Consider the following 15,726-nt stretch of genomic DNA (forward strand, 5'->3'; position numbering starts at 1 on the left):
GCTAATGCAACGTTTGCAAGGAGTACGGATACAATCCCCAAATAAAAATGCTAAGAAATGCCATAGGGATGCTAATTACCTGTGTATAGTTTAGTCCTGGAATATCTCCGTTTCGAGCAACGATCACTGCCATGCTGGATAACGGATGTATATACATATTTATCGAAACTATAATAGAACCAAGGAAAGCATAAACTAGTGTTATAGCAACTGGAAGAATATATCCGTTTTGCGTTGTAGCAATTGCCAAAATCGGCAGCATTGCAAAAGCTGTAATAACACCAATCTCCAAACACTTCCTTATCAAGAACAAAACGTTTTGCCAATCAAATGCGATATCTCCGAGAAGTATGCTAAATATAACGGTACCTACAGCTGTAACTAACATGAAGCAAACAGAATAAATCAAAACCACAAAAAATTTGCTAAAAAAATATCTCATTTTGCTGACAGGCACAATCCAAAGTTGTTTAAGCATATCGTATTGATTTTCATTGTACATTAGCATTGTGCTTAATATTCCTAAAACAACAGGTAAGATAATAAAAAGTGTAAGTCCGAACGCTGACCATTTATAAAACTGTACAGGGTCACCACCTGTATCCCACGCATATTTGAATAATAGGTACGCTAGGAATGGCATGATGAGAGCTGAAAACATCATAATCCACACAAATGTTCTACGTCGTAACTTAAGAAATTCTATTTGAATAAGTTTAAGCAATGCCATCTCCTCCCGTAATTTTCCTAAAATAGTCCTCTAAAGTGTCATTACAAAGCTGAGAACTAATAACCGACACATCTCCCAATATTAGTGCCTTATTAACAGATGCCATATCCAGAGAATTATCATAGATTTGCAAGGTATGATCGTCTTTCACAGAATAACTTTTCAAATCGAATTGACGTTCCAAGATCAAGCTAGCTTTAGCAGCATCAGAAACTTCAAGTAGAATGTACTTACCATTTTTTCGTTTAAGTTCCTCCATACTATTTTCTTCTAACAGAACACCATTGTCGATAATTCCAATATCATCCGCAAGCAATGAGATTTCCGAAAGAATATGGCTGGAAATAAGAATTGTTTTCCCACGTTCAACGCTTAAATTCTTAATGAAATCCCTGACTTCTGCTATACCTATAGGGTCCAGGCCGTTTGTAGGTTCATCTAAAATTAATAGTTCAGGGTCATGCAAAATAGCATTAGCTATACCCAGACGTTGTTTCATACCGAGAGAATACTCACCAAACAACTTCTTATCCTTATACGGTAATCCTACAATTTCCAGTGCGTTCTTTACAGCGTTAGGAGCAGATGTACCACGCAGTTTTGCAAAAATGTTCAAATTTTCTGTTCCAGTTAAGTTTGGATAGAATCCAGGCGTTTCAATAATCGCTCCAATTCTGGGATATACCTGCTTTTCTCTACCTTTAATGTTCTTACCAAATACGTCTACCTCACCGGAAGAGGTAGACGTTAACCCTAAGATCATTTTCATAATTGTGGTTTTACCGGCGCCATTACGACCGAGTAAACCGTAAATACGTCCTTTTTTCACATGGATATTTACATTATTTACAGCTTTCTGATCCTTATAGATTTTAGTAAGTTGTTTAGTTTCTATGGTATAGTTTGTCATATGAATACCTCCTTTATTTACATTTTATCAAACATATCTTGCCAAAATCTTGCCGAAATCTTGTTTGTTTCTTGCTAACAAAAAAGCCCTCAAAAATTAGAGAGCTCTTGGAAGTTTGACTATAAATGTTGTACCACCAGATAGTAAATTTTGAGCATTGATTGTTCCTTTATGCAGATAAACAAGTTCTCTAGCAATAGCAAGCCCTAAACCATTTCCGTTAGTCGAACGTGATTCATCACTTTGATACAATCTATCAAATATATGTGGCAGGTCATGAGTAGATATCCCTTTCCCATTATCACTAACCTGAACGATAATGTTTTGTTCATTTCCGCTTATTTTTAGATCAATTTTAGTTCCCTCACTATGTGCAATAGCATTTTGAATTAAATTATTAATAATTCTTATATAAGCATTTGGATCTAATCGGATGAAGCATTCTTTGTCAGAAATATCAATATTGTATTGAAAATGCTCTTCCTCAAAGGTTGGTATCCAATTTATCAATATATCACGAGTAAATTCGTTTATATCATGTTCTTCGAGTTTAAACACTTGCTCTTTTGCGTCAAGTTTAACCCAATCAAATAAAACTTCAACAAAACCCTTCAAGTGATGTGCTTTACTCAAAGCGATTTCAAGATATTCTTCTTTTTCTTTGCCTGTAACAAACTTCTCTTGAATTGCTTCTAAATAGCCAACTAAAGAAGTTAAGGGTGTTCTTACATCATGAGATAAACTCGTCATAAGTCGCTTATAAGCCTGTTCGGATTGCTTTAACTGTACGAGTTGAGTTTGACTATTCATTGCTATATCATTTATGAAATAACAAATTGTTTTGGTGATATCATTTTCATTTACCAAAATACGACGATTCCAATTTCCTTTTTTTATATCGACTAAAGAATCTTCAATAATTGAAAGTTGTTCAGAAACCTTATACAGTTTTGTTACCAAATAAACGATAACAATAATACAAAAAGCTAGAGCCATAAGTAGAATATAGATCCATTCCATAATTAAGCCTCCTTATTAAAACGATAACCTACTCCGTGTACCGTTAAAATATAAAATGGCTGTTCTGAATTGGGTTCTATTTTTTTTCTCAATTTACTTATAAAGGACATAATATTATTGTCATCAAAAGAATAATCATCTTTCCAAACTTGTGTATAGATTTGTTTCTTCGTAAATACACGACCTTTATTCGAAGCTAAAAATACTAATAAATCAAATTCTTTGCCTGTTAAATCAATTAGCTTGTCTTCAACATGAACAGTTCTTATTTCTTTATCAATTACAATTCCTTTAAAGGTAAGGATGCTCACGGAATCCCCAGAATTAAAAGTAGTATATCTTCTAATCAAAGATTGCACTCTAGCAATAAGTTCATTGATACTGAATGGTTTTGTTAAATAGTCATCTGCTCCAAGGCTAAGACCTGTTACCTTATCCGGCTCACTTGCTTTAGCCGTCAGCATAAGTACGGGCACATTACTATATTTTCTTATTTCTGATAATACTTGAAAGCCGTCCATATTAGGTAACATCACATCTAAAATAATTAGGGAATACGAGTCGTTTTCATTCATGATTTGAAGTAATCCCGTTTGGCCGTTAAATGCCATATCGGTTTCTATGTTTACATGTGATACGCATTTTTTTATTAATGAGCACAATTCCATATCATCATCTATGATGAGTATTCTATTTGTCATGAGGTTTCTTCGCCCCTTTTCTTTCAAACTAAGTGCTGCAGCTGATTAAACATACTATTTTACAGATATAAAATTAACATATTCATAGTTTGAATTTCCTCCCTTCTGGTCATTTCGTCTAACGTTTGGCATTCCTGACGTTCAAGCAGCTTAAGTGACCGTAGGAAACGTGTCGTCAGACTTAGCTGGTTGAATGTATCGCTTGAATAATCTCCTTGGAAATCCTTTTTAGCGATCAAGGGCGAATGCCCGCTGTAGGAATGCTCTGTTATCGGATTTCAGCGCCTTCTTCGAAATATACCTATTCTTCTTTAAAGATTTGAGAAATCAAGATCAGACAAACAATCGTATGTGATTTTCACATTTCACCTCATATTTTTTTTATAAACTGCTTCTAATAATTCCGATTTTTTTAATATTAATTATTATCGATAAAATACAATTGATAGAAGTAAGCCCCATCCAAATAAACATTGAATACGACATCCACACCTTTATCATTAAATAATTATTGTCTAATAGATAAGGCAAGATCATTACCAATACCAAAAGCATAATGCTTAAGATTAGTTCGATACTACTTCCTGTCATTTTTCTGAACCTTGTCTTTTCAACTTTAATATTTAGTTTTATTCCTCTAACGAGTTTAATTGCTTGTACACATAAGATAACGACGGCTATTATTACTAAGAATGAAAATACCAAATCAATTAATAGATACACGTCATCATAATTAAATTTATTCATATGATTTCCATTCATATTCTCATAAATGTTATTAGCAATTAGCGATGGTGCAGTTGAATTCAAATTAGCCAGAACAAATATGGCCTGCTGCTTTTCTAAATCAATAAGAACCTGTGAGGAGTAATTAGGATTAGATCCATTATGACTAACAACTCTATTTTTCGTATCAATACTCCATCCGAATGAATAGTATTGATTTTCATCTTCGTATCCCGCCGTTTTGATGTCGACTTGATGAGATTGTTGTATCGCTTTTAATAAATTATCTGGCATATCGCCTATCCCCATTTGGGCATTAATCCAGCGTTCTAAGTCTTTTGAATTCGTTACCAAATATCCTGCAGCGATATTCCCATAATATCTAGGGGCATCATATTCTAAGCCTCTTCCAAAAAATACACGATATCCTTTAGTAAGTTTATCAGATTCCTTTTCCTGACCTGTTGAAAAATAACTATCAGTCATCCCTAAAGGAACCAGTATGTTTTCAGTCATGTAATCCTGATAACGTTTGCCTGTAACTTTTTCAATAATCATCGCTAAAATATCATAATTAACTGTAGCATAATTATATGCTGTCCCAGGATACGTATCTAATGCAATGTCTGACACATTATGTATCGTTTTTTCAAGCATATCCTCCGTGGTACCTTCAGGAATTAACCGAATACTCCACGGTGGAATTCCACTTGTATGAGCTAACAATTGATGAATCGTAATATTAACTTTCTCACCCTTAATAGTTGGCTCAAACGATGGAATATAATCTGTAGTAGAATCTGAAAGAGATAAGTAGCCCTCATTTTCTAATAGAATAACGGCCAAAGCCGAAAATGCCTTTGTAGTCGATCCCAACTCAAATAATGACTCTTCAGTTACCCTCTTCTTATTATTAACATCTGCATATCCGTAATTCCTATATTCTGTCTTGCCCTGCTCTGATACTACCATAGCCACCCCTGGAGTCGCTGATTTGGCCATTATGGTTTCCACCATATTATCCGTATTATCATAATTCCCTGTCCTTACCAAACTCCCAAGTTCATTCCAACACACTATAGTTGTAATGATTGTGATAAGTAGGATGATACATACTGTTGATGTGCCTGTTTTACTTAGTATTTTCTTCATTGTGGTTCTCCCTATTGTAAGTCTTTTAAAAAAATAATAATGAACCAAACTATTATATAATTAAACACCATCCATAAATACCTACTTTGTGCCGTTATGGCTTAGAGAAACATAGTTCTTAAAGCCATTTAATTCTTTGCGCTGATTTCCGATAACGTTCACTGTATTCACGACGTCCCACCGACTTAGTGACCAACGCGAGCGGCCGCGATGCGGTTAGTCGGTGCGGATATGCCCGCCTGATTCAGCTCCTCTGCTTATATCCTTCGGGCGGACCGAGGAGCCCCTAGGTTCCGATGCGTGGATATCATGTTAGATGAAGTTACCAGACTACTCCGAAATTACCCACGGAACGATCCCTTCAAATTCAATTTGTAATATTGGCTCTGGAAATCCATCACGCACTAAATTTTTCTCATTCGTAAATCCAAATCTGAAGTTATCGATTTTATATAAATCTTTGTCTAATGAATTCACTGTTCCTGATTCATCATTTTTGTTCCATACATCAGGTCCACTAATCAATCTACCAACTATATGAAAGAACCCGCCATATAAATGGGTTCCATCTTCATTCTCACAGTATTCGGATACTTCTCCTTCTTTTCTTGGATCTATTCCTAAACTATCAAAAAAGGTTACAACATCCTTCGGTAGGAATGGAGTTGCCTCAACAAAGTTCTTACAGTTTAAACATTCGCAACCCTCAGTAATTAAATGATAAGATTTATAGAATTCTTTGGTTTTATTAAAATCATATTCAATTATCCATTTGTGTATTTGAATCCTTTTCATGGGTTCACATCACTTTGCTCTGGTAATTTCATCTAACGTTCCCGTGTTCACGACGTCCCTTACCCTTAGATAGCTCTTATCTTAGGGTAAGGGATGTGTCCGACTGATTATCTTCCATGCAACTGAAATACTTCTAACGAATCCACTCCTTAAAACTTCGGTCGGACCAAGGGCTTTAGCCCGCAGCGTGAAAATTTTGTTAGATGATGTTACATTGATTTACCTACACAATTCTTTTTGCCTTAATTAATATAAAAGATGGTCTCTTTCTTTCATATATTAATTTGGGCATCTTCTCAAGACCCTCTGGAATTGATTCAGGTTCAACAATTTCTTGAACAACTAGCCCATTTTGTATCAATACATTAAGTAAAGTTGAGAGTTTTCTGTGGTATTTTATTACTCCATCGATTCCCCAAAACTCTGTTCTGAGTCCTTCTTCTCCATAATTATCAATAGGCCAATGAAGTATATTGTTATCGGAATCTTTAATCCATCCTTCTTTACTCTTATTTGACAATACAATAGGATGCTCTGTAGAAAACACCAAGTAGCCATTTGGTTTAATCCATTTTGCAATCCTACTAATTAATAAATTATAATCTTCAATATAATGAAAGGCTAATGAACTGACTACCAAATCAAATTCATTATTATTGAAATCAATTTCTTCCATGGAACTATGGAGATAATGAATTTTAGATCGTTTTCTTGCCATATCTAACATCTTCTCTGAAATATCTACACCTGTAACATGAGTTGCTCCGTTATCGATAATATAATTTGCCTGTTCACCAAAGCCGCATCCCAAATCTAGTACTTGTAAATCCTTAAGGACTGGTAATAATTTTCTTATTGCAGGTTGTTCAATAAAGTCATTGTATGTGATTCTCGTTTCTCTTAATTTCTTATACATCTTAAAGAACTCTGGGTTGTCATAAAGATTCTGCTTCATGTTATACCTCCACAATTATCTTCGTAATTTCATCTAACGTTTTGGTGTTCACGAAACGACCCAGCCTTAGATAGCTCTTATCTAGGCTGGGTCGTTTGTTGTCTGCGCTTCTTCCATGATTATACATCTGACAACCAAGAGGCGATAGCCCGAAGCTTGAATACTTTGTTATAAGATGTCCCCATCTTCTAAGGTCAACTTTTTAAATCTTTATGCCTTAGTTATACTCATTTCTTTAGCTAGTACCCATCCATTAAATCCATAAGAAGAAGAAATTATATAGCATTTATATTGCTCTTTAATTAGTAATTCTTTTAGTTCATCTATGCTTTCATAATTCACTGGCCAACAATACGGTTTATGTCTTTCAAATAAATCTTTACTTCCCTTTATAAATTCATCAATTTCATAATTTTCAATATCTAATAGGATACTTCCATATAAATGATCTTCAAATAGATGCGCCATTACATTGAAGAACTTTATATTCACTGTTTTTTCTCTATTCTCTGTATTAATAACGATGTGTTTATTCTTCAGATTGACTTCATAAGAAATCACTTCATTGTCATGAACTGAAGTCATTATGATTCACTCCTTTTTATTCTTGTGGGGATTTCTTATAACGTTTGCGCATTTCTGACGTTCAAGTGGCTTAAGGTACGTATTGCACTGGGTCTCCAGACTTAGCCAGTTGGATGTGTCGTCTGAATCACTTCTCAGAATCCCCTCTTGGCGACCGAGGAGCGAACGCGACGATGCAGAAATGTTATGTTAGACGATGGGCAATGCCCTCTTGAATTCACATTCAAAATAAAACTCATGTTATGTTCTTATTTAAAAACATTACTCTGTCTACTTCAGTAAATCCATTCTTCTTATAAAATATCTCTGCAGGAATACCTCTATCGGTTAATAAAGTTATGTTCTCAATCCCATCAAATTCAAGTTTTTTCTCTAAGAATTTCATAAGCTTTGATCCTACTCCTGTTTTTTGTTTCTCTACACTTACACACATTTCATTAATAAAAAACTCATCTCCACTCCACCAACGCTTCCGGACACCAAAAACAAAACCAATTATCTCTTCTCTGTCTTCAGCGATAATACCAATAAATCCAGATGAGTTGGTGTAATCAAGTAAATATTGAAATGCAGTTTCTGTAGACCATTCATCATTCCATGGTTCTTGATTAAATACATTAGTGAAAGTATTGGTACATCTCAGGAGATCGTTTCTCTCAAATGATTTAAGTTCCATTTTTAATCAACTCTATTCGAATGTTTTTTTGTTTTTTTAATTGCATGTCTTTCATCTAACGTTCCTGTATTCATGAACCCCAAAGGTGTTGTTTGCTGAAACCCCTTCTCGAGATCACCCAGCAGACCAAGGCTCCATAGGAGCAGTAGCTTGAATATTATGTTATGGGAAGTACCTTACTCCAAGGAACAATCACTCAATATAAATTGGTTTATCCTACTTGGATGTCTCCCTATACGCCCTTCATTATCTATGAATCCTTTGATTTCTACATTAGTTTTCTTTAATAGGTTTCTTATGTATGCTTTTCTTTTGGTGTATTTTGACTTTTCAATTCCCCATCCAATAATTATCAAGTCAGTATCTGCTATAGAACATTCAATATATTGATCATTTAACTCACCTACGGCCTCTGAATTATTTGATAAAGCAGAAGGGTCTGTTGAAATAAATGCATATAAGTTTACTATCCTAAGTGCTCCAAAATCATTATCTATTAGGAAATTCATCAATTTACAAACACTCACATCCGTTTTCAATTCATCTGCAAAGCTCGGATTAATCATAATCACAGTCGCCTTTTTCTTCTCACTGTTCCAAACTCTCTCAAGCAAATATCTGTGCCTTTTATCTTTTGAAAAAATCACTTTTGATTGTATACTAGCTTCTTGAATTATTGTCATATAATTTCGTTCCTTTCTATAAAATTTCTTTAGTGGTATTTCCCATAACGTTCCTGTATTCATGAACCCCGAAGGGGTTGTCTGCTGAAATCCCTCTCCGAAATCCACCTCTCAGACCAAGGCTCCGAAGGAGCTGCTGCTTGAATATTATGTTATACGACGGAATCTCTTCTCGAAACGGATCTCACTATTTGTTTTCTTCTGGTACATATTCGATCAAATCAGACAACTTACAATTAAACGTATCACACAACTTGAAAAGTGTTTCTAATTTTGTTGTTTCTATATTCGTCTCCCTGTATAACTTGTTAATTGAGTTACGACTTAGACCTGATCTCACCATCAATTCGGTTATATCATCTATTCGATGTTCTGCCATGAGTTCTCGTATATTACACTTGATTACGTTCATCTTTTCCCCTCCATACCTCTATCTTATCTTCCACACTAGTAATTATCAACGAAAAGTGAAGTTTTAACTCTATAAAGTCAAATACTCACCTTGCAATTAACTTTATAGGGTTATATAATGACTCTATAAAGTTAATCAAAGAAGGAATAGATATGGTTAATACATTAGAATCGCTAACAGAACCGCTTATAAGAATACGTCTAGAATTACTCTATACTGAACTTATGGGATGTCATGCGGAATACAATCAGCTTTCTGCGGAGACAGATCAATACTTTAAAACACTTCGTGATGCTTTGCCCGATCAACTTAAACATACGGTCTTTCTTTACGAAGACGCTCAAATTTCTCTTCAATCCATCTTAGAAAGAAGTATCTACATACAAGGTTTCAAAGATGCTCTACAACTCTTTAGTGAATTGCAAAACTATAGCATTTAGAGTGTTATGTGACGCTCTTTTTCTATTATTTTCGATTCTGTCGTATAACGTTCACTGTATTAATGACGCGAGCCGGACTTAGATAGCTCCTATCTTAGGCCGGCTCGTGTTTCGTCTGAGCTTCTTCAATGATTATACATCGGACGACCAAGGGGCGTAAGCCCCGAATCGTGAATGCGTTTGTTATACGATTGAACTTTGAGTTACAATCAAAATCATCAATCAAACGCCCTATAAATCATATTAAGGATAGTATTTATACCACCCCAATCATGCGGAATGCTTTCCCCTTTTCAAAATTATCAAGTAATTTGAAATATCCTTTGTAGTATTTGTTCTTTATTCAAGATCTCTCCTTGATATTTTTTTAATAACTGATTATATCCTTTCCATTGGACTGGAATTAAGTTTTCATTTCCATATTTTAATATATCAATTCTAAGATATAATTCGATGCTACATGCTAAGCCATTAATATCGGTTGAAATAATTCCATAAGGTCCGAGTGTTGGGTAGCTTTTTGAAAATTCTAGATCAGGATACGAAACGATTTTTATGTTGTCAGGAATATCAATTTTATTGAGTACAGTACGTGCCTCAAAACGAAGACAGGAATAGAGAAAAAACAGCCCCTGAATTGACCTTTTGTTAGACTTCACTAACAAAGTAGGTACAGTTTAATGTCTGGGCTGTTCTTTCACATGTACTCCAAATATAAAGAATACCATCTATCCTGCAATCATAAGGCATCATTTCACTTTATTTAGTACATGATTCTTTAATTAAATTCTCACTGAACTTCTTCTCGTTCCTGTATTTACGAATCCCAAAAGAGTTGTCTGCATAAATGCCTCTTCGAAATCCATCTTGCAGACTCATTTCATTTAGTGTATCTGAGGTGGCTTCGAGTGTCCAATTGGATCAGGGGGCTTTAAAGAAATCTATCTTTAATATGTTCTTTAGCTCTTAAACAAGCATTCTTATAACCTTCACTTCTCATATTGTCGGAAAGGATTTTTTGGAGGTTTGGCAAATAGATGCCCTATTTCATTTGCATTTGTTCATGCCTGCAAGTGTTACTGCGGCAAGTCCTACGCAAAATAGTAAACTAATGCAACTAAGCATGACCTGAATTGTCGATGCTTCATAGTAGCCAGATATGGTAAATACAGCTGTAATAGGATATAAAGCTTTTAGGGTATTTGACGTACTCGCAAATAATCCAATAAAAGAATAAAATTCAGTGATAACTAACGCGATCCAGTATCCTTTTTTCATGTATGACACCAAAGCAATAATAGGTGATATTGCAAGAAATATACATATACCATCCAATAAATAAGCTTTCAAAAAATTCATGACTAACCCTAAGGATAAATCAGAAAAATGTAAAGCTGCTTCAGTGAAAAATGTTATAAAAAAGAGTAACAAGTAAAAAACGATACTATATACGAGGGTTATAATCATTTTTGCAATTGTCAACTTTGCTTCATTCACAGGGATAAGTCGAAGTGAATCAATTGTATGCTCCTGTTCTTCACGGCAGATCATGTAACTACCTAAAAGAGCAATTACCGCTGGAAGAACGAAAAATGTTGCCAGTGGTTGAGCCACAGCCATATACCAACCTGTAGTATCTATATCTCGAATACCGTCATTGTCTGTTAAGCCGGATAAAAAAACAATAACTGCTACCATAACCGTCGCAAAAATTGCAATCCAAACAAAACTTAACCGGCGAATCTTTTGATGTTCCGCCCAAAGTAATGCTCGCATTATTAACACCTCACTTTCTTGCTAATGCAACGTTTGCAAGGAGTACGGATACAATCCCCAGATAAAAATGCCAAGAAATGCCATAGGGATGCTAATTACCTGTGTATAGTTTAGTCCTGGAATATCTCCGTTTCGAGCAACGATCACTGCCATGCTGGATAACGGATGTATATACATATTTATCGAAACTATAATAGAACCAAGAAAAGCATAAACTAGTGTTATAGCAACTGGAAGAATATATCCGTTTTGCGTTGTAGCAATTGCCAAAATCGGCAGCATTGCAAAAGCTGTAATAACACCAATCTCCAAACACTTCCTTATCAAGAACAAAACGTTTTGCCAATCAAATGCGATATCTCCGAGAAGTATGCTAAATATAACGGTACCTACAGCTGTAACTAACATGAAGCAAACAGAATAAATCAAAACCACAAAAAATTTGCTAAAAAAATATCTCATTTTGCTGACAGGCACAATCCAAAGTTGTTTAAGCATATCGTATTGATTTTCATTGTACATTAGCATTGTGCTTAATATTCCTAAAACAACAGGTAAGATAATAAAAAGTGTAAGTCCGAACGCTGACCATTTATAAAACTGTACAGGGTCACCACCTGTATCCCACGCATATTTGAATAATAGGTACGCTAGGAATGGCATGATGAGAGCTGAAAACATCATAATCCACACAAATGTTCTGCGTCGTAACTTAAGAAATTCTATTTGAATAAGTTTAAGCAATGCCATCTCCTCCCGTAATTTTCCTAAAATAGTCCTCTAAAGTGTCATTACAAAGCTGAGAACTAATAACCGACACATCTCCCAATATTAGTGCCTTATTAACAGATGCCATATCCAGAGAATTATCATAGATTTGCAAGGTATGATCGTCTTTCACAGAATAACTTTTCAAATCGAATTGACGTTCCAAGATCAAGCTAGCTTTAGCAGCATCAGAAACTTCAAGTAGAATGTACTTACCATTTTTTCGTTTAAGTTCCTCCATACTATTTTCTTCTAACAGAACACCATTGTCGATAATTCCAATATCATCCGCAAGCAATGAGATTTCCGAAAGAATATGGCTGGAAATAAGAATTGTTTTCCCACGTTCAACGCTTAAATTCTTAATGAAATCCCTGACTTCTGCTATACCTATAGGGTCCAGGCCGTTTGTAGGTTCATCTAAAATTAATAGTTCAGGGTCATGCAAAATAGCATTAGCTATACCCAGACGTTGTTTCATACCGAGAGAATACTCACCAAACAACTTCTTATCCTTATACGGTAATCCTACAATTTCCAGTGCGTTCTTTACAGCGTTAGGAGCAGATGTACCACGCAGTTTTGCAAAAATGTTCAAATTTTCTGTTCCAGTTAAGTTTGGATAGAATCCAGGCGTTTCAATAATCGCTCCAATTCTGGGATATACCTGCTTTTCTCTACCTTTAATGTTCTTACCAAATACGTCTACCTCACCGGAAGAGGTAGACGTTAACCCTAAGATCATTTTCATAATTGTGGTTTTACCGGCGCCATTACGACCGAGTAAACCGTAAATACGTCCTTTTTTCACATGGATATTTACATTATTTACAGCTTTCTGATCCTTATAGATTTTAGTAAGTTGTTTAGTTTCTATGGTATAGTTTGTCATATGAATACCTCCTTTATTTACATTTTATCAAACATATCTTGCCAAAATCTTGCCGAAATCTTGTTTGTTTCTTGCTAACAAAAAAGCCCTCAAAAATTAGAGAGCTCTTGGAAGTTTGACTATAAATGTTGTACCACCAGATAGTAAATTTTGAGCATTGATTGTTCCTTTATGCAGATAAACAAGTTCTCTAGCAATAGCAAGCCCTAAACCATTTCCGTTAGTCGAACGTGATTCATCACTTTGATACAGTCTATCAAATATATGTGGCAGGTCATGAGTAGATATCCCTTTCCCATTATCACTAACCTGAACGATAATGTTTTGTTCATTTCCGCTTATTTTTAGATCAATTTTAGTTCCCTCACTATGTGCAATAGCATTTTGAATTAAATTATTAATAATTCTTATATAAGCATTTGGATCTAATCGGATGAAGCATTCTTTGTCAGAAATATCAATATTGTATTGAAAATGCTCTTCCTCAAAGGTTGGTATCCAATTTATCAATATATCACGAGTAAATTCGTTTATATCATGTTCTTCGAGTTTAAACACTTGCTCTTTTGCGTCAAGTTTAACCCAATCAAATAAAACTTCAACAAAACCCTTCAAGTGATGTGCTTTACTCAAAGCGATTTCAAGATATTCTTCTTTTTCTTTGCCTGTAACAAACTTCTCTTGAATTGCTTCTAAATAGCCAACTAAAGAAGTTAAGGGTGTTCTTACATCATGAGATAAACTCGTCATAAGTCGCTTATAAGCCTGTTCGGATTGCTTTAACTGTACGAGTTGAGTTTGACTATTCATTGCTATATCATTTATGAAATAACAAATTGTTTTGGTGATATCATTTTCATTTACCAAAATACGACGATTCCAATTTCCTTTTTTTATATCGACTAAAGAATCTTCAATAATTGAAAGTTGTTCAGAAACCTTATACAGTTTTGTTACCAAATAAACGATAACAATAATACAAAAAGCTAGAGCCATAAGTAGAATATAGATCCATTCCATAATTAAGCCTCCTTATTAAAACGATAACCTACTCCGTGTACCGTTAAAATATAAAATGGCTGTTCTGAATTGGGTTCTATTTTTTTTCTCAATTTACTTATAAAGGACATAATATTATTGTCATCAAAAGAATAATCATCTTTCCAAACTTGTGTATAGATTTGTTTCTTCGTAAATACACGACCTTTATTCGAAGCTAAAAATACTAATAAATCAAATTCTTTGCCTGTTAAATCAACTAGCTTGTCTTCAACATGAACAGTTCTTATTTCTTTATCAATTACAATTCCTTTAAAGATAAGCATGCTCACGGAATCCCCAGAATTAAAAGTAGTATATCTTCTAATTAAAGATTGCACTCTAGCAATAAGTTCATTGATACTGAATGGTTTTGTTAAATAGTCATCTGCTCCAAGGCTAAGACCTGTTACCTTATCCGGCTCACTTGCTTTAGCCGTCAGCATAAGTACGGGCACATTACTATATTTTCTTATTTCTGATAATACTTGAAAGCCGTCCATATTAGGTAACATTACATCTAAAATAATTAGGGAATACGAGTCGTTTTCATTCATGATTTGAAGTAATCCCGTTTGGCCGTTAAATGCCATATCGGTTTCTATGTTTACTTGTGATACGCATTTTTTTATTAATGAGCACAATTCCATATCATCATCTATGATGAGTATTCTACTTGTCATGAGGTTTCTTCGCCCCTTTTTCTTTCAAACTAAGTGCTGCAGCGGATTTAATATACTATTTCCCAGATATAAAATTAACATATTCATAGTTTGAATTTCCTCCCTTCTGGTCATTTCGTCTAACGTTCCAGTATTCACGACGTCTCACCGACTTAAGGCTCCGCCCGGAGCCGGCCGCGATGTGGTTAGTCGGTGCAGATGTGTCCGCTGAATTGGCTTCCCTGCCAAACTCATTGGGCGGACCGAGGAGCCTCCAGGATCCGAAGCGTGAATATAATGTTATCTGATGCCAATGACTTCCTGAGATACATTCAAATTTAAACTCTTTGGATTTCTTTTATTATTGGTTCTGTTGTTGAAACAATATCAATGATATGGTTCAAACAAGATATTCCATAATGCTTATATGGTCCGGGATATTCTTCAGTTGCAAATGTACTTGATTTAATAAAATCAAGATATCTTGACTTACTGTATATTCTAAATATCTTACCTTTGAATTCTTCATAATCATCCCAAACAGTATAGCTTTCGTTCCTTACCGAATATCCGATGTACCATTCAAAATCCAATTGTATAAACGGCAATGATTCATCAATGTCAATTGAATATGAATCTTTGATTTCCGTACTTCCTATAATAATTGTTTCAGCTGCTTCGCTAGACTTACTTCTACTTAGAACTAATCTAAGATGATTATCTCTTGTTTCATAAATCTGGTCTAAATATATGTCTTTAAAGTTTGACAGGTCTGAATAATTCAATGTCTCCACTTCCAATAGGT

Annotated in this window: 18 protein-coding genes; 1 reads left to right on the forward strand and 17 read right to left on the reverse strand. The window is 34.7% G+C overall.

Annotated elements, in window-relative coordinates; translation table 11 throughout:
- Position 1: 1 nt before the first annotated feature.
- The 11 genes from ACTWJ7_RS27210 to ACTWJ7_RS27260 form a co-directional block, all read right to left on the reverse strand.
- Positions 2 to 724: an ABC transporter permease gene (locus tag ACTWJ7_RS27210; RefSeq protein WP_443146035.1), complete on the reverse strand. Its 723-nt coding sequence runs from the start codon at positions 722 to 724 to the stop codon at positions 2 to 4.
- Positions 717 to 1,640, reverse strand: coding sequence for an ABC transporter ATP-binding protein (locus ACTWJ7_RS27215; RefSeq protein ID WP_079346657.1), 924 nt, complete (start codon positions 1,638 to 1,640; stop codon positions 717 to 719). The genes ACTWJ7_RS27210 and ACTWJ7_RS27215 overlap by 8 nt, the downstream gene beginning before the upstream one ends.
- Positions 1,641 to 1,736: 96 nt before the next feature.
- On the reverse strand, positions 1,737 to 2,660 hold the full coding sequence (locus tag ACTWJ7_RS27220; RefSeq protein WP_079346659.1) for a sensor histidine kinase: 924 nt from the start codon (positions 2,658 to 2,660) through the stop codon (positions 1,737 to 1,739).
- 2 nt (positions 2,661 to 2,662) lie between these two features.
- Positions 2,663 to 3,361 (reverse strand): response regulator transcription factor, encoded by a 699-nt coding sequence (locus ACTWJ7_RS27225; protein ID WP_301881802.1) that lies wholly within the window; start codon positions 3,359 to 3,361, stop codon positions 2,663 to 2,665.
- Between the two features lie 381 nt (positions 3,362 to 3,742).
- Complete coding sequence (locus ACTWJ7_RS27230; RefSeq protein ID WP_301881803.1) at positions 3,743 to 5,239, reverse strand: serine hydrolase domain-containing protein; 1,497 nt, start codon at positions 5,237 to 5,239, stop codon at positions 3,743 to 3,745.
- A 330-nt stretch (positions 5,240 to 5,569) separates the two neighbouring features.
- Positions 5,570 to 6,034 (reverse strand): hypothetical protein, encoded by a 465-nt coding sequence (locus ACTWJ7_RS27235; RefSeq protein WP_079346665.1) that lies wholly within the window; start codon positions 6,032 to 6,034, stop codon positions 5,570 to 5,572.
- A 223-nt stretch (positions 6,035 to 6,257) separates the two neighbouring features.
- A complete protein-coding gene (locus ACTWJ7_RS27240; RefSeq protein ID WP_301881806.1) occupies positions 6,258 to 6,989 on the reverse strand; it encodes a class I SAM-dependent methyltransferase in 732 nt (243 codons plus the stop codon).
- Between the two features lie 210 nt (positions 6,990 to 7,199).
- Positions 7,200 to 7,574 (reverse strand): hypothetical protein, encoded by a 375-nt coding sequence (locus ACTWJ7_RS27245; protein WP_079346667.1) that lies wholly within the window; start codon positions 7,572 to 7,574, stop codon positions 7,200 to 7,202.
- Positions 7,575 to 7,809: 235 nt separating this feature from the next.
- Positions 7,810 to 8,250, reverse strand: coding sequence for a GNAT family N-acetyltransferase (locus ACTWJ7_RS27250; RefSeq protein ID WP_024634491.1), 441 nt, complete (start codon positions 8,248 to 8,250; stop codon positions 7,810 to 7,812).
- A gap of 176 nt (positions 8,251 to 8,426) precedes the next feature.
- A complete protein-coding gene (locus ACTWJ7_RS27255) occupies positions 8,427 to 8,933 on the reverse strand; it encodes a DUF1643 domain-containing protein (protein WP_301881807.1) in 507 nt (168 codons plus the stop codon).
- A 187-nt stretch (positions 8,934 to 9,120) separates the two neighbouring features.
- Positions 9,121 to 9,345 (reverse strand): helix-turn-helix domain-containing protein, encoded by a 225-nt coding sequence (locus ACTWJ7_RS27260; RefSeq protein ID WP_018883096.1) that lies wholly within the window; start codon positions 9,343 to 9,345, stop codon positions 9,121 to 9,123.
- A gap of 152 nt (positions 9,346 to 9,497) precedes the next feature.
- On the opposite strand from ACTWJ7_RS27260, the gene ACTWJ7_RS27265 reads away from it, so the two are divergent.
- Complete coding sequence (locus ACTWJ7_RS27265) at positions 9,498 to 9,785, forward strand: DUF6809 family protein (RefSeq protein WP_301881814.1); 288 nt, start codon at positions 9,498 to 9,500, stop codon at positions 9,783 to 9,785.
- A gap of 1,047 nt (positions 9,786 to 10,832) precedes the next feature.
- Here ACTWJ7_RS27265 and ACTWJ7_RS27270 read toward each other — a convergent pair.
- The 6 genes from ACTWJ7_RS27270 to ACTWJ7_RS27295 form a co-directional block, all read right to left on the reverse strand.
- Entirely contained in the window at positions 10,833 to 11,561 is a 729-nt protein-coding gene (locus tag ACTWJ7_RS27270; protein WP_301881800.1) for an ABC transporter permease, read from the reverse strand.
- Positions 11,562 to 11,582: 21 nt separating this feature from the next.
- A complete protein-coding gene (locus tag ACTWJ7_RS27275; protein WP_443146036.1) occupies positions 11,583 to 12,305 on the reverse strand; it encodes an ABC transporter permease in 723 nt (240 codons plus the stop codon).
- Positions 12,298 to 13,221 (reverse strand): ABC transporter ATP-binding protein, encoded by a 924-nt coding sequence (locus ACTWJ7_RS27280; protein WP_079346657.1) that lies wholly within the window; start codon positions 13,219 to 13,221, stop codon positions 12,298 to 12,300. The genes ACTWJ7_RS27275 and ACTWJ7_RS27280 overlap by 8 nt, the downstream gene beginning before the upstream one ends.
- Positions 13,222 to 13,317: 96 nt before the next feature.
- On the reverse strand, positions 13,318 to 14,241 hold the full coding sequence (locus tag ACTWJ7_RS27285; protein WP_079346659.1) for a sensor histidine kinase: 924 nt from the start codon (positions 14,239 to 14,241) through the stop codon (positions 13,318 to 13,320).
- A gap of 2 nt (positions 14,242 to 14,243) precedes the next feature.
- Positions 14,244 to 14,942, reverse strand: a complete 699-nt coding sequence (locus ACTWJ7_RS27290) for a response regulator transcription factor (RefSeq protein ID WP_079346661.1) — start codon at positions 14,940 to 14,942, stop codon at positions 14,244 to 14,246.
- 317 nt (positions 14,943 to 15,259) lie between these two features.
- The gene (locus ACTWJ7_RS27295) at positions 15,260 to 15,706 is read right to left on the reverse strand and encodes a hypothetical protein (RefSeq protein WP_301881816.1); all 447 of its coding nucleotides are present in this window, start codon (positions 15,704 to 15,706) and stop codon (positions 15,260 to 15,262) included.
- Positions 15,707 to 15,726 lie beyond the last annotated feature (20 nt).

The organism is Paenibacillus sp. 1A_MP2, from assembly GCF_052244825.1.
Classification (GTDB): domain Bacteria; phylum Bacillota; class Bacilli; order Paenibacillales; family Paenibacillaceae; genus Paenibacillus; species Paenibacillus vandeheii.